The 19,980-nt window shown below is 68.6% G+C and carries 19 protein-coding genes; 9 read left to right on the forward strand and 10 right to left on the reverse strand.

The features are described from left to right. Positions 1-130: 130 nt before the first annotated feature. Positions 131-1,186 carry a cell division protein ZapE gene (gene zapE, locus DCE93_RS08360; RefSeq protein ID WP_108595484.1) on the reverse strand — a complete coding sequence of 352 codons (1,056 nt, stop codon included), beginning with the start codon at positions 1,184-1,186 and terminating at the stop codon, positions 131-133. Between the two features lie 141 nt (positions 1,187-1,327). Between zapE and DCE93_RS08365 the strand changes: the two genes are divergently transcribed. Continuing rightward, positions 1,328-2,227 (forward strand): sulfurtransferase, encoded by a 900-nt coding sequence (locus DCE93_RS08365; protein ID WP_108595485.1) that lies wholly within the window; start codon positions 1,328-1,330, stop codon positions 2,225-2,227. Positions 2,228-2,272: 45 nt separating this feature from the next. Next, on the forward strand, positions 2,273-2,710 hold the full coding sequence (locus DCE93_RS08370; protein WP_108595486.1) for a SufE family protein: 438 nt from the start codon (positions 2,273-2,275) through the stop codon (positions 2,708-2,710). Positions 2,711-2,712: 2 nt separating this feature from the next. Here the strand turns inward: DCE93_RS08370 and DCE93_RS08375 are convergent, their stop codons facing one another. Beyond that, positions 2,713-3,927, reverse strand: coding sequence for an alpha/beta hydrolase family protein (locus tag DCE93_RS08375; RefSeq protein ID WP_108595487.1), 1,215 nt, complete (start codon positions 3,925-3,927; stop codon positions 2,713-2,715). Positions 3,928-4,012: 85 nt separating this feature from the next. Here DCE93_RS08375 and DCE93_RS08380 point away from each other — a divergent pair, with 85 nt between their 5' ends. The 4 genes from DCE93_RS08380 (at position 4,013) to DCE93_RS08395 (ending at position 9,212) form a co-directional block, all read left to right on the forward strand. After that, positions 4,013-4,600: a DUF3000 domain-containing protein gene (locus DCE93_RS08380; protein WP_108595488.1), complete on the forward strand. Its 588-nt coding sequence runs from the start codon at positions 4,013-4,015 to the stop codon at positions 4,598-4,600. Continuing rightward, positions 4,593-5,789: an HRDC domain-containing protein gene (locus tag DCE93_RS08385; RefSeq protein ID WP_108595489.1), complete on the forward strand. Its 1,197-nt coding sequence runs from the start codon at positions 4,593-4,595 to the stop codon at positions 5,787-5,789. Before DCE93_RS08380 ends, DCE93_RS08385 begins: the two co-directional genes overlap by 8 nt. Before the next feature lie 76 nt (positions 5,790-5,865). Then, positions 5,866-7,071 (forward strand): thiolase family protein, encoded by a 1,206-nt coding sequence (locus tag DCE93_RS08390; protein ID WP_108595490.1) that lies wholly within the window; start codon positions 5,866-5,868, stop codon positions 7,069-7,071. Next, complete coding sequence (locus DCE93_RS08395; protein WP_108595491.1) at positions 7,071-9,212, forward strand: 3-hydroxyacyl-CoA dehydrogenase NAD-binding domain-containing protein; 2,142 nt, start codon at positions 7,071-7,073, stop codon at positions 9,210-9,212. The genes DCE93_RS08390 and DCE93_RS08395 overlap by 1 nt, the downstream gene beginning before the upstream one ends. A gap of 97 nt (positions 9,213-9,309) precedes the next feature. On the opposite strand, the gene dxs is transcribed toward DCE93_RS08395, so the two are convergent. The 5 genes from dxs to dut all read right to left on the reverse strand — a co-directional run bounded on the left by dxs (position 9,310) and on the right by dut (position 16,245). Beyond that, positions 9,310-11,259 carry a 1-deoxy-D-xylulose-5-phosphate synthase gene (gene dxs / locus DCE93_RS08400; protein WP_108595492.1) on the reverse strand — a complete coding sequence of 650 codons (1,950 nt, stop codon included), beginning with the start codon at positions 11,257-11,259 and terminating at the stop codon, positions 9,310-9,312. A 149-nt stretch (positions 11,260-11,408) separates the two neighbouring features. After that, positions 11,409-14,219 carry an aconitate hydratase AcnA gene (gene acnA / locus DCE93_RS08405; RefSeq protein WP_108596664.1) on the reverse strand — a complete coding sequence of 937 codons (2,811 nt, stop codon included), beginning with the start codon at positions 14,217-14,219 and terminating at the stop codon, positions 11,409-11,411. Between the two features lie 156 nt (positions 14,220-14,375). Further along, on the reverse strand, positions 14,376-15,164 hold the full coding sequence (locus DCE93_RS08410; RefSeq protein WP_244284285.1) for a DUF3159 domain-containing protein: 789 nt from the start codon (positions 15,162-15,164) through the stop codon (positions 14,376-14,378). A 5-nt stretch (positions 15,165-15,169) separates the two neighbouring features. Further along, on the reverse strand, positions 15,170-15,790 hold the full coding sequence (locus tag DCE93_RS08415; protein WP_244284126.1) for a DUF3710 domain-containing protein: 621 nt from the start codon (positions 15,788-15,790) through the stop codon (positions 15,170-15,172). Beyond that, positions 15,787-16,245, reverse strand: a complete 459-nt coding sequence (gene dut / locus DCE93_RS08420) for a dUTP diphosphatase (RefSeq protein ID WP_108595495.1) — start codon at positions 16,243-16,245, stop codon at positions 15,787-15,789. Before dut ends, DCE93_RS08415 begins: the two co-directional genes overlap by 4 nt. Positions 16,246-16,283: 38 nt before the next feature. Between dut and DCE93_RS08425 the strand changes: the two genes are divergently transcribed. Next, entirely contained in the window at positions 16,284-16,748 is a 465-nt protein-coding gene (locus tag DCE93_RS08425; RefSeq protein ID WP_108595496.1) for a DUF3093 domain-containing protein, read from the forward strand. Here the strand turns inward: DCE93_RS08425 and DCE93_RS08430 are convergent. Together DCE93_RS08430 and DCE93_RS14790 are read right to left on the reverse strand one after the other, a co-directional pair. Next, entirely contained in the window at positions 16,745-17,038 is a 294-nt protein-coding gene (locus DCE93_RS08430; protein WP_108595497.1) for a DUF4193 domain-containing protein, read from the reverse strand. The genes DCE93_RS08425 and DCE93_RS08430 overlap by 4 nt on opposite strands. A gap of 47 nt (positions 17,039-17,085) precedes the next feature. Continuing rightward, entirely contained in the window at positions 17,086-17,364 is a 279-nt protein-coding gene (locus tag DCE93_RS14790) for a hypothetical protein (protein ID WP_244284315.1), read from the reverse strand. On the opposite strand from DCE93_RS14790, the gene sepH reads away from it, so the two are divergent. Together sepH and DCE93_RS08440 are read left to right on the forward strand one after the other, a co-directional pair. Beyond that, a complete protein-coding gene (gene sepH, locus DCE93_RS08435) occupies positions 17,272-18,303 on the forward strand; it encodes a septation protein SepH (RefSeq protein ID WP_244284286.1) in 1,032 nt (343 codons plus the stop codon). The two genes, DCE93_RS14790 and sepH, sit on opposite strands and share 93 nt — an antisense overlap. Before the next feature lie 109 nt (positions 18,304-18,412). Then, positions 18,413-18,697, forward strand: a complete 285-nt coding sequence (locus tag DCE93_RS08440; RefSeq protein ID WP_108595499.1) for a hypothetical protein — start codon at positions 18,413-18,415, stop codon at positions 18,695-18,697. Here the strand turns inward: DCE93_RS08440 and DCE93_RS08445 are convergent, their stop codons facing one another. Then, positions 18,698-19,972 (reverse strand): benzoate/H(+) symporter BenE family transporter, encoded by a 1,275-nt coding sequence (locus DCE93_RS08445; protein ID WP_108596665.1) that lies wholly within the window; start codon positions 19,970-19,972, stop codon positions 18,698-18,700. It lies immediately after the preceding gene. Positions 19,973-19,980 lie beyond the last annotated feature (8 nt).

A 19,980-nucleotide genomic window follows, 5' to 3' on the forward strand; every position in this document is an offset into this window, starting at 1 on the left:
CAAGTTTCACGAGAGGAGGTTTCGAGCGGGACCATCTGTTGTTTCGGGACTGTTACGTGCGGAGCCCGCACGTAAACAGCGCGTTTCGCACCGCCGCTCGAGCGATGTGAAACGCTCGGGCGAGCCGGACTCAGTCGTGCGGCGGCAGCTCGCCCGTGGTGAGGGCGATCATGCGCGACATGGCGCGCAGGTACTTCTTGCGATACCCGCCCGCCATCATGTCGGCGGCGAAGACCTCGTCGAGCGGCAGGCCGCTCGCGATGATCGGCACCTCGGCGTCGTAGACGCGGTCGATGAAGGCGACGAGGCGCAGTGCCGCGTTCTGGTCGGTGAGCTCGTGCACGCCCTCGAGCGCGATGAACTCGAGACCGGCGACGAGCTTCACGTACTTCGAGGGATGCACCGTCGCGAGGTGCGCGATGAGCTCGTCGAAGCCGTCGAGCGAGACGCGGTGTCCGCGGGCGGCGAGCGCCGCGGCAGTGCGTGCGACATCGGCGTCGCCCGCGAGCGACTCCGCGTGACCCTCGGTGTCGCGGCGGCGGTAGTCGAGCCCGTCGATGCGCAACGTCTCGAAGTTCGACGAGAGGGCGTGGATCTCGCGGAGGAAGTCAGAGGCGGCGAACCGGCCCTCGCCGAGCGCGTTCGGCGGCGTGTTCGACGTCGCGGCGACGCGGGTGCCGCCGGCCATGAGCTCACCCAGGAATCGCGTCATGAGCATCGTGTCGCCCGGGTCGTCGAGCTCGAACTCGTCGATGCAGACGAGTTTCGCACCGCGCAGGAGCTCGACCGCCGGTTGGTAGCCGAGAGCGCCGACGAGGGCCGTGTACTCGATGAAGGTGCCGAAGTACTTCGGCCCGTGCGCCACGTGCCAGAGCGCGGCGAGCAAGTGGGTCTTGCCGACGCCGAACCCGCCGTCGAGGTAGACGCCCGGCAGCTCGATGCGCGCAGGGCGCTTGCGTGAGAAGAACCCGCCCGGACGCTGCGCCGCGCGCCAGGCACCGGCGAACTCCTTCAAGCGCTCGAGTGCCGCCTGCTGCGACGGGAAGTCGGGGTCGGGTCGGTACGACTCGAACGACGCGTGCTCGAACTGCGGCGGCGGCGAGAGCTCCGAGGCGATCTCGGCCCCGGAGATCGACGGATTCCGTTCGATGAGACGGATGAGGGCCTGACTCGATACCGTGGTCATGCTGGAGGAACTCCTGTATTGCACCGGATGACGGGCCTACTGACTTCGCCCCGAGCGCCGCGTAGATTCGTGGTGGACAGGTGATCAGCCTAGCCCGCTCCCCCCAAACCCCCGCCCGATCGGGCGACCCAGGAGGTAACCATGTCCGCCGCGTTCGATCCCGCAGCGAAGCTCGCCGAGTACGCGCACCCCGAGCGTCTCGTCACCACCGGATGGCTCGCCGAACACCTCGGCGAACCCGGCCTGGTCGTGGTCGAATCCGACGAAGACGTGCTGCTCTACGAGACGGGTCACATTCCCGGCGCCGTCAAGATCGACTGGCACACCGACCTCAACGACCCCGTGGTGCGCGACTACATCGGCGGTGAGCAGTTCGCCGCGCTCCTTGGTTCGAAGGGCATCTCCCGGGACTCCACCGTCGTGATCTACGGCGACAAGAACAACTGGTGGGCGGCGTACGCCCTCTGGGTGTTCACGCTGTTCGGGCACGAAGACGTGCGCCTGCTCGACGGGGGCCGCGACCTCTGGATCGCCGAGGGCCGTGAGATCACGACGAAGGCTCCCGAGGTCACGCCGGTCGAGTACCCGGTCGTCGAGCGCGACGACCGCGCGGTGCGCGCGTACAAGGAGGATGTGCTCGCCCACCTCGGCAACCCCCTGGTCGATGTGCGTTCGCCCGAGGAATACAGCGGCGAGCGCACCACTGCACCCGCCTACCCCGAAGAGGGCGCCCTGCGCGCCGGACACATCCCGACTGCGGCATCCGTTCCGTGGGCCCGCGCCGCAGCACCCGACGGCACGTTCAAGTCCCGCGAAGAGCTCGACGCGATCTACCGCGGCGAGGTCGGCCTCGAAGACGGCGACGACATCATCGCCTACTGCCGCATCGGCGAACGCTCGAGCCACACCTGGTTCGTGCTGGGCCACCTCCTCGGATTCGAGAAGGTTCGCAACTACGACGGTTCCTGGACCGAATGGGGCAGCGCCGTGCGTGTGCCGATCGTGACCGGCGAGGCCCGCGGCGAGCTTCCCTCCCGCTGACGCGAGGGCGGGCAGTGCCGACCGCCCCGTGGGAGAATGGATCCGATGGACGCGACGACCCTGCCCGCACGACTCACCGAGACCCGCGACGACTTCCTCGCCCTCGGCGTGCGGGATCGCCTGCAGCTGCTGCTCGAGTTCTCGAACGAGCTGCCGGAGCTGCCCACCCGCTACGCAGACCACCCCGACCTGTTCGAACGGGTCGAGGAATGCCAGTCTCCGGTGTTCATCTTCGTCGAGGTCGACGAGGGCAGGGTGCACCTCTACGCCACCGCGCCCGCCGAGTCGCCCACGACCCGGGGGTTCGCCTCGATCCTCGTTCAGGGCCTTGACGGATTGACGGCCGACGAGGTGCTCGAGGTGCCGGCCGACTACCCGCAGTCGCTCGGCCTCGCCGAGGCGGTCTCGCCGCTTCGGGTGCGCGGCATGACCGGCATGCTCGCGCGCATCAAGCGTCAGCTCCGCGAGCGCATCGCGGCCTGAGGTCAGCCCGCGATCTGAGCTTCGTCGCCGAGCTGCGCCACGGTCTCGCTGCGCCGGTCGAGCCAGCCCTTGACGAGTCCGGTCCACCGCTCGGGGTCGTGGTTCCAGAGCTTCGTGTGCCGTGCACCCTCGAACTCCTCGAAGTCGATGAGGTCGGGCCGGGCCGCGGCGAACCGCCGCGATCCGTCGATCGGCACGAAGCCGTCGTCGACGCTGTGCATGAGCAGCATCGGAACGTCGAACTCGTCGGCTCGAGCAATGGGATCGAGTTCTTCGACGTCGATCGGTGCCGCGATGCCCGTGAGGCCGCTGCCGAGCGGCCCGCCGAGCACTCCCGCCACGAGGTCGCCGAGCTCCGGCGGCATCCGGTACAGCTGTCCCTGGAATCGGAGGATGTCGGTCCAGTCGATCGCCGGTGAGTCGAGCATCACGCCGACGAGGCTCGCTCGTACCTCTGCGGAGCGGAGCACCGCCTGCAGCGTGATGGATCCGCCCATCGACCAACCCATGAGCACGATCTCCTCGGCGCCGTGCTCGACGGCGAACCGGGTCGCGGCGACCACGTCTGCCCACTCCGTGCCGCCGAGTCCGTATCTGCGGTCTTCGCTCTCGGGGGCCTCGCCGTCGTTGCGATAGGAGATCAACAGGGAGTTCCAGCCCGCTTCGCGTGACGGCGGCACGGCGCGCAGGCACTCGGGGCGCTTCGCGCCGCGGCCGTGCACCTGGATGACCCATCGAGCCGAGACATCCGCCGCCCTGATGAGCCAGGCCGGTGCCGGGCCTCGGTCCGTCTCGATCACGACGTTCTCGTAGGGGGCGTCGAGTTCCCACGGCCCGAGGTGGTACCAGCCGTTGATGCGGCCTCTCGTGGACCGGTCGAGCCGCCCGAAGTCGACCGACTCGATGCTGCGACGAACCTCGCGCTCGCCGTCTTCGATGACGTCGCCGAGTCGGGCGTGGCCGGTGTCATGGTCGAACCAGAGCCCGTATCGCCCGCGCATACGGGTCTCGTCGGAGCCGATGAGGGTGATCTCCTCGGCCGCGAGGTCGACCCTGGTGATGCGCACATCCTCTTCGCGCTTGTCAGGAGGCGTGACGACCTTGCGTGCGAAGTACACGGCCGCGGCGGCGGTGGCCGCCCCGATCGTCACGGCGATGAGCGCCCCCGCGCCGACCGCGATCCCGATGATGGCACCTGCACTGCGCTTTCGACGCATCCGTTTCCTCCCGAAGCAGTCACCGTGTGCCGGTGGCGCGGCGTGCCGCCGACATCCCCCGTATTCGAGACTCTAGTCTGCACTCGTGCCCGACTCAGTGCCTCCGCTTCCTCCCGAGTTCGAGGCCGCCCTCCACTCGTTGCGCGCGGCCAGCCCCAGAGCGGAATTGCGGATCTCCGAGATCCCGGCGCCGGGCTCGCTCGCGCCGAACTCCGTCGCGCTCTCCGCCGACGTCACGCCGAGCCGCCACGACGACTCGGAACTCGGCACGGGGCGCTTCGTGCTGCTGCACGATCCGAGCGAACCCGAGGCCTGGGGCGGTCGCTTCCGGATCGTCTGCTTCGCCCAAGCACCGCTCGAGACCGACATCGGCCTCGACCCGTTCCTCGCGGATGTCGCGTGGTCCTGGCTCGTCGACGCACTCGACGCCCGTGGCGCCCGGTACATCGCCGCATCGGGAACGGCGACGAAGATCCTCTCCACCGGATTCGGCGAACTGGCCCGGCAGGGCGACGGCGCGCAGATCGAACTCCGTGCGTCGTGGACTCCCCTGGACTCGGCGATCGGCCCGCATGTGGAAGGCTGGGGAGAACTGTTGTGCATGCTCGCAGGACTCCCGCCCCGCTCCGACGGCGTGACCGCCCTGCCACGTCGGAGGTCGAACCGTGGATGAATTCCAGGTGATCGAGTCCACCGCAGCCTTCGACGAGGCGGTGCGGCGGCTCCTCGCCGGACAGGGTCCGATCGCCGTCGACGCCGAACGCGCGAGCGGGTTCCGCTACTCGCAGCGGGCCTACCTGATCCAGATGTTCCGGCGCGACGCCGGCACGTTCCTCTTCGATCCGACGCAGATCCCCGACTTCTCAGAGCTCCAGGCCGGAATCCACTCCGAGGAGTGGGTGCTGCACGCGGCCAGCCAAGACCTCGCGTGCCTGCGGGAGGTCGGGCTCGACCCCGACCGGATCTTCGACACCGAGCTCGCGGCGCGACTGCTCGGCATGCCGAGGGTCGGGCTGGCGTCGGTCGTCGAGGAGCTCCTCGGCATCCGACTCGCGAAAGAGCATTCGGCCTCCGACTGGTCGACGAGGCCCCTGCCGCAGTCGTGGCTGAAGTACGCCGCGCTCGACGTCGAGCTCCTCGTCGATGTGCGTGAGCAGCTCGGTGCCCGGCTCATCGAGACCGGCAAGGCCGAGATCGCCGAAGAGGAGTTCGACGCGGTGCTGCATCGCGCCGCGAAGCCGCCGGCCGCCGAACCGTGGCGTCGCCTGTCCGGCATCCACGCGATGCGCAGTCCGCGCAACCTCGCCGTCGCCCGCGAACTGTGGCTCGCCCGCGACGCCCTCGCGACGGAACTCGACGTCGCGCCGGGCCGCCTGGTTCCGGATGCCTCGCTCCTCGCGGTCGCCCAATCCTTGCCGTCGACCCGACGAGCGCTCAGCGAGCTGCGCGAGTTCAACGGCCGCGCGAGCCGCTCGGAGCTCGATCGGTGGTGGGCGGCCGTCGAGCGCGGTCTCACGACATCGGATCTGCCCGCGGTGCGGGTACCGAGCGATGCGCCTCCCCCGCCACGCGCGTGGGCGGCGCGCAATCCGGAGGCCGACGCACGTCTGCGGCTCGCGAGGGCCGCGGTGGCCGAGGCGGCGGAGCAGCTCGACATGCCCGTCGAGAACCTGCTGACGCCCGATCACCTTCGACGGGTCGCGTGGAACCCGCCGGCTGACGCGACCGCGGAATCGATCGGCGAGGCGCTGCTCGCACTGGGTGCACGGCACTGGCAGGTTGCGGCAACCTCACAGATTATCGCGGATGCATTTGTCGAGGCGGCACAATCGGTCGAGGACGCCGCCTCCGACGCTTCGTAGGTTCCGTCAAGCGATTCAGCCCCTCCGCAGCGGCATTCGTAGGATCGAAGCATCCTGATCGAAAGTGAGCTGCAGCGTGGCTGATCAAGCTGAAGTCGTGTTCGTCGACGGGGTCCGCACCCCGTTCGGCAAGGCCGGCGACAAGGGCATGTACTGGAACACCCGGGCCGATGACCTCGTCGTGAAGGCGATCGTCGGACTCCTCGAACGCAACCCGAACGTCCCGAAGGACCGCATCGACGACGTCGCCATCGCCGCGACGACCCAGACCGGAGACCAGGGGCTCACCCTCGGCCGCACGGCGGCGATCCTCGCCGGGCTGCCGAAGACCGTGCCGGGCTTCTCCATCGATCGCATGTGCGCCGGCGCGATGACGGCCGCCGCGATGATGTCGGGCTCGATCGGCTTCGGCATGTACGACCTCGCGATCGCCGGCGGCGTGGAGCACATGGGTCACCACCCCATGGGCTCGGGCGTCGACCCGAACCCGCGCTTCCTCAGCGAGCGCCTCGTGGGCGAAGACGCCCTCGTCATGGGCGCGACCGCCGAGCGCATCCACGACCGGTTCCCGCAGCTCACCAAGGAGCGCAGCGACCGCTACGCGCTCGCGAGCCAGCAGAAGACCGCCGCGGCCTACGCTGCGGGCAAGATCCAGCAAGACCTCGTGCCGGTCGCGATCCGCACCGACGAGGGCTGGGGTCTCGCGACCCGTGACGAGGTCATGCGACCCGAGACGACACTCGAGGGCCTCGCGGCACTCAAGACCCCGTTCCGCCCGCACGGGCGCATCACGGCCGGCAACGCCTCGGGCCTGAATGACGGCGCGACCGCCGCCATTCTCGCCTCCGGAGCCGCCGCGAAGGAACTCGGCCTCGCCCCGAAGATGAAGCTCGTGAGCTTCGCCTTCGCCGGCGTCGACCCCGAGATCATGGGCATCGGCCCGATCCCGGCCACCGAGAAGGCGCTCCGCAAGGCAGGTCTCTCGATCGACGACATCGGCCTGTTCGAGATGAACGAGGCCTTCGCCGTGCAGGTGCTCTCGTTCCTCGACCACTACGGCATCGCCGACGACGACCCTCGCGTCAACCCCTGGGGCGGCGCGATCGCCGTCGGCCACCCGCTCGCCTCCTCCGGGGTGCGCCTCATGAACCAGCTCGCCAGCCAGTTCACCGAGCGCCCCGACGTGCGCTACGGCATCACCAGCATGTGCGTCGGCCTCGGCCAGGGCGGGACGATGGTCTGGGAGAACCCGAACTACGACAAGAAGGCGAAGAAGGCCTGATGACCGACTACACGAAGATCGACTTCGGTTCGCTGGTGGCCCTCGCGGGCGATGACGAGGTCGTCACGCACTCGTATGTGCGCGATGTCCCGCTCTCCGGCGGCAAGACCCTCGCCCTGCTGACGCTCGACAACGGTCGCGACCACACCCGGCCCAACACGCTCGGTGCCGCCACCCTCCTCGAATACGCGAAGACGCTCGACGGGCTCTCGTCACGGGCTGCTGCGGGCGAGATCCACGCCGTCGCCGTCACCGGAAAGCCGTTCATCCTCGCCGCCGGCGCCGACCTCTCGAAGGTCGCCGAGATCCCCGACAAGGAGACGGCGAAGAAGTTCGTGCAGCTCGGCCACTACGCGCTCGCGAAGATCGGCGAGGTCGGCGTGCCGTCGTTCGTGTTCTACAACGGCCTCGCGCTCGGCGGAGGTCTGGAGATCGGCTTGCACGCGGACTACCGGACGGTGGATGCCTCGGCGCCGGCGCTCGCCCTGCCAGAGGTGTTCCTGGGGCTCATCCCGGGCTGGGGCGGCGCGACGATCCTGCCGAACCTCATCGGCATCGAGAACGCGCTCAAGGTTGTCATCGAGAACCCGCTGAAGCAGAACCGCACCCTCAAGGGCCAGGACGCGTTCGACCTCGGCATCGCCGACGCGATCTTCCCGTCGGTGAGCTACCTCGAGGATTCCATTCGCTGGGCCGACGACGTGGTCTCCGGACGGGTCAAGGTCAAGCGGCCGAACGAGCCCGGCAAGATGGAACGCCTCGTCAAGTGGGATGCCGCGATCTCGATCGCCACCAAGATGCTGAAGAGCCGCATCGGCTCGGTTCCGAAGTCGCCGTATGCCGCGCTCGACCTGATGAAGGCGGCCAAGAGCGGCACGCGCGCCGAGGGATTCCAGCGTGAAGACGAGGTGCTCGCCGACCTCATCGCGGGCGACCAGCTTCAGGCATCCATCTACGCCTTCAACCTCGTGCAGAAGCGGGCGAAGCGGCCGGCGGGCGCCCCCGACAAGGCGCTCGCGAAGAAGGTCAGCAAGGTCGGCGTGCTTGGTGCCGGCTACATGGCGAGCCAGCTCGCCCTGCTCTTCGTGCGCCGCCTGCGGGTGCCCGTGGTCATCACCGACATCGACCAGGCCCGTGTCGACAAGGGCGTGGCCTACATCGCCGAAGAGATCGACAAGCTCCTCGAGAAGGGCCGCATCTCCCCCGACGAAGCGAACCGCCTGAAGGCGCTCGTCACCGGCACGACCGACAAGGCCGACTTCGCAGACTGCGACTGGGTCATCGAGGCCGTCTTCGAAGAGCTCGAGATCAAGCAGAACGTCTTCGCCGAGGTCGAGCAGTTCATCTCGCCCGAGGCCGTGCTCGCGACGAACACCTCATCGCTCTCGGTCGAGCAGATCGGCGCGAAGCTCGCACACCCCGAGCGGCTCGTGGGCTTCCACTTCTTCACCCCGGTCGCGGTCATGCCGCTGATCGAGGTCGTGAAGACCCCGCACACCGATGAGGCGACGCTCTCGACCGCGATGGTCACCGCGAAGAACCTGAAGAAGAACGCGGTCATCACGGCGGACACGCCGGGCTTCGTCGTCAACCGACTGCTCGCCGTGCTGCTCGGCGAGGCGATGCGCGCGGTCGACGAGGGCACCTCGTTCCAGACCGTCGACGAGGCGATCGCGCCGCTCGGCCTGCCCATGGCGCCGTCGGCGCTGCTCGACCTCGTGGGCCTGAAGGTCGGCGCTCACGTGCTCGACACGCACCACGCGGCGTTCCCCGAGCGGTTCTACCGCAGCGAGAACCTGCACAAGCTCGCCGACTACGGCAAGCTGCTCGACAAGGACGACAAGGGCAAGGTCAAGGGCTTCGACAAGGGCGCCCTGAAGATCGTCGCGGGCGGCTCGAACCCTCGATCGGCCGACGACATCCTCATCGCCCTGCAAGACGGACTCGCCCGCGAGGTCAAGCTGATGCTCGACGGCGGTGTGGTCGAGGCTCCCGAGGACATCGACCTGTGCATGCTGCTCGGTGCCGGGTTCCCGTTCCAGATGGGCGGCTTGACGCCGTACCTCGACCGGGTGGGAGCGTCGGAGCGCGTCTTCGGCGACACGTTCCACCACCCGACGATCACCGGTGTGGGCGGCTGACCGCCGCACTCGACGAGAACGGCCCCCGGCTTCACGCCGGGGGCCGTTTCATGTTTTCGGCAAGCGAGCGCCCTGAGGCATCCGCCCTCGCCTCGCGTCAGACGCGTGGCTGCGGCCTCGTATCGGTCGACACCCCGGATTCGAAGCCGGCACGGCGTGCGTGCGGCAGTTTCGAGCCGAGCACCATGCCGGTGACATCTCGTGCGATGTGCTGCGGAGTCAGCCCGACCCGTTCGAGGATGTCGGCGCGCGATCCATGATCGAGGAACTCATCGGGCAGGCCGAGCTCGGTTACCGCGGTGTCGACGCCGGCCTCGCGAAGGTCTTGACGGATGCGCGTTCCGATGCCGCCGACGCGGATGCCGTCTTCGATGCTGACCACGATGCGATGGTCGGCAGCGAGGTCGATCACGCTCCGCGGCACGGGCACGACCCAGCGCGGATCGATCACCGTGGCACCGATGCCCTGCGCCTCGAGCCGCTCGGCGACCTGGAGTCCGGTCGCGACCATCGGGCCGACCGTGACGATGAGCACATCCTTGCGATCGGACTCCGCGAGCACGTCGACCCCGTCGTGGGTGCGGCGTACCGCTTCGAAGTCGACACCGACCGTGCCCTTCGGGAAACGGATCACGGTGGGGGCGTCGTCGACGGCGACCGCCTCGCCCAGCTCTTCGACGAGGCGCACCGAGTCGCGCGGGGCCGCGATGCGGATGCCCGGCACGACCTGCAGGATCGAGAGATCCCACACTCCGTGGTGGCTCGGCCCGTCGGGCCCGGTCACACCGGCCCGATCGAGCACGAACGTGACACCGGCCTTGTGCAGCGCGACATCCATGAGGACCTGGTCGAACGCCCGGTTGATGAAGGTGGCGTAGACGGCCACGACCGGGTGCAAGCCGCCGAAGGCGAGACCCGCCGCAGAGGTCGCGGCGTGCTGCTCGGCGATGCCGACATCGAACACGCGGCTCGGGAATCGTTCGGCCATGCGGTGAAGCCCGGTCGGACGCAGCATGGCGGCCGTGATGCCGACGAGGTGGTCGTGGCGCTCGGCGAGATGCACGAGCTCGTCGGCGAAGACGCTCGTCCACGACGGCGCCGACGAGGTCTCGAGCGACTCCCCGGTCTCGGGGTCGATCTGGCCGACGGCATGGAACTGGTCGGCCGCATCGCGAAGGGCCGGCTCGTAGCCGCGACCCTTGTCGGTGATCGCGTGCACGATCACCGGGGCGCCGTAGGCCTTCGCCTGACGCAGCGCCGCCTCGAGGGCACGCTCGTCGTGTCCGTCGACGGGGCCGATGTACTTGATGTCGAGGTTCGAGTAGAGCGCCTCGTTGTCGGTGAACCGGCTGAGGAAGCCGTGGAGACCACCGCGCACACCGCGATAGAACGCGCTCGCGGGGCCGCCCAGGCGGTCGAAGGCGCGCCGACTCGAGAGATGGAGGTTGCGGTACGTCTGCTTCGTGCGCACCGTGTTGAGGAATCGCGCCATGCCGCCGATCGTCGGCGCGTACGAACGTCCGTTGTCGTTGACGACGACGATGAGCTTGCGCGTGTTGTCGTCGGAGATGTTGTTCAACGCCTCCCACGTCATGCCGCCCGTGAGCGCCCCGTCGCCGACGACCGCCACGACGTGCCGGTCGTGCTGGCCGGTCATCTCGAAGGCCTTGGAGATGCCGTCGGCCCATGAGAGCGAACTGGAGGCGTGCGAGCTCTCGACGATGTCGTGCTCGGACTCGGAGCGCTGCGGGTACCCGGCGAGGCCGCCGGTCTGGCGGATGCTGGAGAGGTCCTTGCGCCCCGTCAGGAGCTTGTGCACGTACGACTGATGCCCGGTGTCGAAGACGACCGCGTCGCGCGGCGACTCGAAGACCCGGTGGATCGCGATCGTGAGTTCGACGACGCCGAGGTTCGGGCCGAGGTGCCCGCCGGTCTTCGAGACCGACTCCACGAGGTACTCGCGGATCTCGCGTGCAAGCTGATCGAGCTGTTCGGGACTCAGCGCATCGAGATCGCGGGGTCCCGAGATGGTCTCGAGCAGGGTCATGCGTCTTGCCTCCGGAGTTTCGCGGGCACTGCCGCCGAAGCGGGCAGTGCCGCCGAACGGGAACGAGTCTACGCCGGGCTCTCTGTGAAGCCGGGCAAAGATCGGGGCGATCGGCGAGAAGCCGACCGCCCCGATGTTCTCGTGGTGGCTCAGACGAGCGAGCGCAGCACGTACTGCAGGATGCCGCCGTTGCGGTAGTAGTCCGCCTCACCGGGCGTGTCGATGCGCACGACCGCGTCGAACTCGACGGTCGCCTTGCCGGGCGCCGAGTGCTCGCTCGGTGCGGCGACGACGCGCACGGTCTTCGGGGTGACGCCATCGTTCAGCCGCTCGAGGCCGGTGATCGAGACGACCTCGGTGCCGTCGAGCCCGAGCGATGCCCAGCTCTCGCCCGCGGGGAACTGCAGCGGCACGACGCCCATGCCGATGAGGTTCGAGCGGTGGATGCGCTCGAAGCTCTCGGTGATGACCGCCTTGACGCCGAGGAGGCTCGTGCCCTTGGCCGCCCAGTCGCGCGACGACCCGGATCCGTACTCCTTGCCACCGAAGATGACGAGCGGAACGCCCTGCGCCTGGTAGTTCTGGCTCGCGTCGTAGATGAACGACTGCGGCGCCTCGGCCTGCGTGAAGTCACGCGTGTAGCCGCCTTCGACCCCGTCGAGGAGCTGGTTCTTCAGGCGGATGTTCGCGAACGTGCCGCGGATCATGATCTCGTGGTTGCCGCGACGCGAGCCGTAGGAGTTGAAGTCCTTGCGGTCGACCCCGTGCTCGGTCAAGTAGCGACCAGCGGGGCTGTCGGCCTTGATCGAACCGGCGGGGCTGATGTGGTCGGTGGTGACCGAGTCGCCCAGCTTCGCGAGCACGCGGGCGCCGACGATGTCGGTGACGGGCGTCGTCTCCATGGTCATGCCGTCGAAGTACGGGGGCTTGCGCACGTAGGTCGACTCGGCGTCCCACTCGAACGTCGCGCCGGTCGGCGTCTCGAGCGAACGCCAGCGCTCATCGCCGTCGAACACGCCTGCGTACTGCGTGACGAACATGTCCTTGTTGATCGAGGTGTCGATCGTGTGCTGCACCTCTGCCGCGTCGGGCCAGATGTCTTTCAGGTAGACGTCGTTGCCCTCGGTGTCGGTGCCGAGCGCGTCGGTCTCGAAGTCGAAGTTCATCGAACCGGCGAGGGCGTACGCGATCACGAGCGGCGGGCTCGCGAGGTAGTTCATCTTGACGTCGGGGTTGATGCGACCCTCGAAGTTGCGGTTTCCCGAGAGCACGGCGGTGACGGCGAGGTCCTGGTCGTTCACGGCGGCCGAGACCTCATCGAGGAGCGGGCCGGAGTTGCCGATGCAGGTCGTGCAGCCGTAGCCGACGGTGTAGAAGCCGAGGTCTTCGAGGTAGCTGGTGAGGCCGGCCTTCTCGTAGTAGTCGGTGACGACCTTCGACCCGGGCGCGAGGGTGGTCTTCACCCACGGCTTGGACTTCAGGCCCTTCTTCGCCGCGTTGCGGGCGAGCAGGCCCGCGGCGAGCATGACCGAGGGGTTCGACGTGTTCGTGCACGAGGTGATCGCCGCGATCGCGACCGCACCGTGGTCGAGCACGAAGCGCTCACCCGTGCCGAGAGTGACGTCGGTCGGCTTCGAGGCCGTCGCCGGGGCGTGGCTCCGGTGGTGGTGCTCGTGCTGGCTGTACTCGTCTTCAGGCGAGTTGCCGGGCGGGTCGGACGCCGGGAAGGACTCGGCGATCTCGAGGTCGACCAGATCGTGATCGATGGTGGCGTAGTTCAGGAGGTCGTTCTCGAAGGCGCGCTTCGACTCGGTGAGTTCGATGCGGTCCTGCGGGCGCTTCGGCCCGGCGATCGACGGCACCACGGTCGAGAGGTCGAGCTCCATGTACTCGCTGAACACCGGCTCGGAGTCGGCATCGTGCCAGAGCTTCTGCACCTTCGAGTAGGCCTCGACGAGCGCGATCTGCTGGTCGCTGCGGCCGGTGAGCCGCAGGTAGTCGAGCGTCACGTCGTCGATGGGGAACATCGCGGCGGTCGAGCCGAACTCGGGGCTCATGTTGCCGATCGTCGCGCGGTTGGCGAGCGGCACGGATGCCACGCCGGAGCCGTAGAACTCGACGAACTTGCCGACCACGCCGTGCTTGCGGAGCATGTCGGTGATCGTGAGCACGACGTCGGTCGCCGTGACGCCGGTGGGGATCGCGCCCGAGAGCTTGAAGCCCACGACCTTGGGGATGAGCATCGACACGGGCTGGCCGAGCATGGCCGCCTCGGCCTCGATGCCGCCGACGCCCCAGCCGAGCACGCCGAGGCCGTTGACCATCGTGGTGTGCGAGTCGGTGCCGACACAGGTGTCGGGGTAGGCGCGGAGCACACCGCCGACCTCGCGCGTGAAGGTGACCTTCGCGAGGTGCTCGATGTTGACCTGGTGCACGATGCCGGTGCCCGGCGGCACGACCTTGAAGTCGTCGAACGCCGTCTGGCCCCAGCGGAGGAACTGGTACCGCTCGCCATTGCGCTCGTACTCGATCTCGACGTTGCGCTCGAGCGCGTTCTCGCTGCCGAAGAGGTCGGCGATCACCGAGTGGTCGATGACCATCTCGGCGGGCGCGAGCGGGTTGATCTTGTTGGGGTCTCCGCCGAGCGACTCGACGGCCTCTCGCATGGTGGCGAGGTCGACGATGCACGGCACGCCCGTGAAGTCCTGCATGACCACGCGCGCCGGCGTGAACTGGATCTCGGTGTCGGGCTCAGCCGTCGGCACCCACGACCCGAGCGCCTCGATCTGCTCCTTCGTGACGTTCTTGCCGTCTTCGGTGCGCAGCAGGTTCTCGAGGAGGACCTTCAGGCTGAAGGGCAGCTTCTCGTGACCCGGCACGGTGTCGAGTCGGAAGATCTCGTAGGTCTCATCACCGACGCGGAGCGTGTCCTTCGCCCCGAAACTGTTCACTGCAGACACGATGTCCTCTCCTTCGTGGATGTCGCCGGACATGCAGGCGGCACTCCATCTTCTCCGTCAGACATGGGGCTGTTCCAGCAAGGGTAACCTAAGCCGCTGGCTGGCCGACAGGCCTCGCACGGTGTGCGAATTTATCTCGACGTCGAGATAACTCTATCACTCGGCGGAGCGAGCCGATGACGGGTAGACCGCTCGAACGACGAGCCAAGAGAAGACCAGCACGAGGGCGTAGAGCGGCACGCCCATGAGCAGTCTGGTGGCGCCGAGCGCCTCGACATTGTCGACGAGGTAGAACGGCAGCTGCACGGCCAGTCGTGCGACGAACAGGCCGATCCAGACGAGGGTGAGGAACTGCGCCGCCCGGTACTTCCGCTTGTCCTGCTTCCAGGAGAGGCCGTCGCCCATGAGGAATCCGACGATGAGGCCGATGGCGGGCCAGCGCACCACGAGCGACACGATGAGCGCGAGGGCGTACCCGGCATTCGTGAAGAACCCGAGCACGTAGTTGTCGCGTGCGTTGCCCGACCAGAGGGCGAGCGCGGCCGAGGCGAGCACCCCGATGAGTCCGGCGATCGCCTGCGTCGGCTGCCCCTTCGTCACGAGTCGTGCGATCGTGAACACCGCGGCGAGTCCGACGGATGCCGCGAGGGCCGGCACGAGCGCGGCCTGGGCATCCTGCCCGGCGAAGCTCGTGAGCCCGCTGTAGACCATGAGGAAGACGAGACCGGGCAACAGTGCCTCGAGGATGCCTCGCACCCCGCCGACGGCCGTGAGCAGGTCGCGCCCGCTCAACTTCTCGTCGCGGGCGAGCGCGCCGAGGCCGCTCTTCTCGGCGGCGGCGGCGAACTGCCGGCCGAAGTCGGCGGCCTCTGCGGGAGCGGGTTCCCGAGCGGCATCCTCTCGATCGCCCTCGTCGGGACGCGGCGACTGCGGGGCGTCCGACATCGCGGTCACACCGTGGGCGTACCCGCGGTGGACGCGGGCATGCGCAGGGGGATGAGGTCGCGCGGCGGCATCGGCGTGCTGCCGCGCACCACGACGATCGAGCGGAAGAGGTCTTCGACCTGCGCGGCGGCGGCGGGATCGACCGCGGCCTCGCCGGCGATCACGCCGCGAAGGAACCAGCGAGGTCCGTCGACGCCGATGAAGCGAGCGAGCCGCATCTGGCCAGGCTGACCCTCGCCGGCCGCGACCGGGATCTGGGCGAGCAGCTCGGGGCCGAACGATCCGTCGCGCACGGTCGTCGTGCCGCCCTGACGCGCGATCTGATCGGCGATCTGCGCGCGGATCTCGTGCCACAGCCCGCTCGAACGCGGGGCTGCGAACGGTTGCACCTGCAGCGTCGAGTTCGCGTAGTCGAGGCCGATCGCAACGACGCGCTTCGTTCCCTCTTCGACCTCGAGTCGAAGGTGGAGGCCCTCGCGCGGCAGCACCTTCACGCCGCCGAGGTCGACATAGGGGCGAACCGGGTTCGCCTCGGTCTCGTCGAAGGGACCCTCGATCGCGCGGTCTTCGGGGGCCGACTTGGGCTGTTCGGCGGGGATGTCGCCGTTGATCTCGATGTCGCTCACGCGTTCACTCCTGACTTGTGCTCCCCGAATCCCGTGGAGCCGAATCCCCCCTCGCCGCGCTGACTGCCCGGCAGCCGCTCGACCTCGACGAACCGCGCACGACTGACCGGCATCACGACGAGCTGGGCGATGCGGTCGCCTGCCTCGATCGTGTGGGCCTCACGGGCGTCGGTGTTCAACAGCGCGACCTTGATCTCGCCGCGATAGCCGGCATCGACGGTGCCCGGCGCGTTGACGATCGTGATGCCGTGCTTGAAGGCGAGCCCCGAGCGCGGCACGACGAAGGCGACGTAGCCGTCGGGCAGGGCAATCGCCACTCCGGTGCCGACCGTGGCCCGTTCGCCGGGGCCGAGCAGGACGGACTCGGAAGCATGGAGGTCGGCGCCCGCGTCGCCCGGATGGGCGTAGTTCGGCACGCGGTCTGCCGTGATCAGCACATCGACGGAATCGGTCACTGTTCGAGGGTAGTGCAGAAGTCTGCTCGAATAGAGCCATGCCCGACTACCACGAGAAACTCTGGCCGACACCCTGGATCTACATCGCCAGTCTGCTGCTGATCCCCTCCAGCATCCTCGTGCTGGCGCCCGTCTCGATGCCCGCCGGCATCGCCACCGGAGTGATCCTCTACGGGGCAGCCGTGGCGTCGCTGAGCATCACGGCGCCCGTGATCGAGGTGGCCGACGGCCGGCTCCGCGCGGGTCGCGCCTCGATCCCGCTCGCCGACACTGGTACCGCGATCGGCGCAACGGATGTCGAGGCACGCGCCGAACGGGGCACGGGTCTCGATGCCCGCGCGTTCCTCGTGATCCGCGGATGGGTGCAACCCGTCGTGCGGGTGCCGATCACCGACCCCTCGGATCCCACGCCCTACTGGCTGATCTCGACGCGCCATCCGAAAGAGCTGGCCGCCGCGATCAATGGATCACGACGGCCTGAGCGTACCGAGCCGGGAGTCTAGGACGCGCACTCCAAGCAGATCGCTCCGAGCTTCGTCTCGTGGTCGATCTGTGAACGGTGCTTCACGAGGAAGCAACTCACACAGGTGAACTCGTCGGCTTGCGGCGGAAGCACCACGACATCGAGTTCGACGTCGGAGAGATCGGCACCAGCGAGGTCGAACCCGCCGGGGTTATCGGCGTCGTCGACATCCACTACGCCCGACATCTTGTCGGGGACGCGCTCCTTGAGGGCCTCGATCGACTCGGAGTCGTCTTCGGTCTTCCTCGGTGCGTCGTAATCCGTTGCCATTCCCATCCATTTCCTCATCGCCGAAGATTCGGCGGCCATAGTCTGCATCAAAACGGTGCCGTAAGCAAACCAATTCCATGGGTTTCCCCAGCTGCTTCGTGGTCAACTTCCGCCGCGCCCGGGCTATTCCCGCGAGCACACATGTCGACGTGGCATCCTTGGGCGGAGACGAAGGCACGGAAGGGCTTGTCGCGATGCAGGAACTCAAGGTAATCGGAGTCGAGAACGGTGCGTTGCTCGCCGCCTCCGACGATGGCGCGCGCTTCCGGATCGAGATCGACGAAGTATTGCAATCTCGCATCCGGCAGGCACAGCCCGAACAGCACGCCGGACCCAAACCCTCGCCGCGCGAGGTGCAGGCCCACATCAGGGCCGGCATGTCGGCCGATGAGGTCGCCCAGGTCACGGGTGCGGCGATCGACTACATCCGCCGCTTCGAAGGACCGGTGCTCGCCGAGCGCGAACACATGGTCACCTCGGCCCTCGCGGTTCCCGTGCACGTTGCCGTCGAGGTCGACCCGGCCGACGAACCGCCGTCGTTCGGCGGCGTCATCCGCGAGCGACTCGCGCAGCTCGGAGCGCACGGCGAACGCTGGGCGAGCTGGAAAGACGAGGAACGCGGGTGGATCATCAAGCTCGAGTTCACCGCGGAGACCATCGACCATGACGCCCGCTGGAGCTTCGAGCCCCGCAAGCAGTCATTGCAACCACTGAACTCCGAGGCGATCACCCTCTCGCAGCAAGGTGAGATGAAGGGCGGGCTCATCCCGCGGCTCCGCGCCGTCGGCCCCGACTCCGAGGAATCGCGCTTCGACAGCGGCGCCTTCACGTTCGATGAGCCCGAGCACGGCGACTTCGACACCGCCCCGCACCTCGAACCGCTCCCCTATTCGCGAACCCCCCAGGCTTCGAGCCCGGCTGCGGCCAGAGCGGCGATCAAACGAGCGGATGAACCGAAGCAGACGCTCGGCGAAACGGCCGACCTGCTCGAAGCCCTCCGCCGCCGCCGCGGCGAACGCGAGGCTGCGAGCGGCGAGCCCGAGCGACTGCCGTCGCCGTACGCCCCGACTCCCGTGCAGGAAGAGGCGCCGACGCCCGAGCAGCCGGCCGAGGAGAAGCCGGGCGCTGCCGCGCGCAGCATCTGGGGAGGCAAGGCATCGACCGGCTCCTCCGGAAACCGGGGCGGTGCGAAGAAGGGGCGTGCCTCGATGCCGAGCTGGGACGAGATCGTCTTCGGCGCGCGCACCGACGACGACCTCGCCTGAGCCCACCAGCCACCTCTCCCGAACGCCGCTGTGCACCTCGCACGGCGGCGTTTCGCGCACACACGCGCGGTGCTACCATCGAACGTATCTTCGAATCGGTGAGGTGCCCATGTCGCTCGTGCACGAGTTCGTCGAGCTGTCGACGAGCGACGACGGTCGCCCGTTGCGGCTCGTCTGGCGATCCCGTCGATTCCGCGTCACCGACATGCCGACGACGCTCGTGGGCCCGTGCGACTGGTGGGCGCCGGTCGCTCGGCACGACATCTCGACCGGCCGCCCTCCGTTGCAGATCGCGGGATGGCGCTTCCAGGCCAGTGCCGACGACGGCGAGACCCACGTCTTCGACGTGCGGCGCCACGACGACCGCTGGCAGCTCGTGCGCGTGTTCGACTGACTAGGCGGGTTCCGCGTCGACGTCGGCGTTGCCGTCGCCTGCACCGCCTGCTGAGGCCGTATCAGGCGCGACTCCGGGGCGTCCGGCGGGAGCGTCGCCTCTCGCCTCGGCGGGCCCGCCACCTGCCGGTCGCCGGCCCAGCCACAGCATGAGCACGCCGCCGACCACGAGTCCCCAGAATGCCGAGCCGATGCCGACGACGGCGACCCCCGAGGCGGTCACGAGGAACGTGCCGATCGCGGTGATGCGCTGAGCCGGATCCTCGAGCGCGCCGGTGACCGAAGTGATCAGCGCCCCGAGCAGTGCCAGCCCGGCGACGGCGGTGATGATGACCGGCGGGGAAGCCTGCACGACGGCGGCGGCGAGGCCGGCACCGGCTCCGAGCAGCAGGTAGACGATGCCGGCGGTGAACGTGGCCACCCAACGGCGCCTCGGGTCGGGATTCGACTCGGGGCTCGCCATGATGGCCGCCGTGATGGCCGCGAGATTGATGGCGTGCCCGCCGGCGAAAGCCGCGGCGACCGATGCCGCGCCGGAGGCGACGAGCACCGGCCGGGGGGCGACCCGATATCCGAACGTCGACATCACCGCGAACCCCGGCACGTTCTGGCCGGCCATCGTCACGATGAAGAGCGGAACCCCGAGACTCACGATCACGAACGGGTCGAACACGGGTGCCACGAACTCGAGCTGCGGCCGCACGGCCTCGCTCTCGAGCACTGCCGGCCCGGCCGTGATCGCGATGCCGGCCACTGCGACGAGCATCGCGGCCGGAACCGCCCAGCGCGGTGCCAGCCGCGCGAAGATCAACCAGACGAGCACCATCGGCACGGCGATCGCGGGCTGCTCGACTGCCGCGAACACCGGGGCCACGCAGATCGGGAAGAGGATTCCGGCGAGCATCGCACTCGCGATCGGCTTCGGAATGCTCGTGATCGCACGGCCGAGCGCCGGCCAGAGACCGGCGAGCACGATGAGCACACCGCAGACGACGAAGGCGCCGATGGCCGCGGCGAACTGCTGCGTCGTGGCGGCCGCGGCGACGAGAAGCGCCGCGCCAGGGGTCGACCAGGCGAATGACACGGGCATGCGTGTCACGAGCGGCAACACGATGCACGAGATGCCCGTGGCGATGCACAGGGCGAAGAGGCCGGATGCCGCCTGGGTCTCGGTGGCGCCGACGGCGACGAGTCCGGCGATCACCAGTGCAAACGAGCTCGCGAATCCGGTGATGGCCGCGATGACGCCCGCGACGACGGTATGGAAGATGGTCAGGCTCGCTC

This window comes from Agromyces badenianii (assembly GCF_003070885.1).
Taxonomy (GTDB): domain Bacteria; phylum Actinomycetota; class Actinomycetes; order Actinomycetales; family Microbacteriaceae; genus Agromyces; species Agromyces badenianii.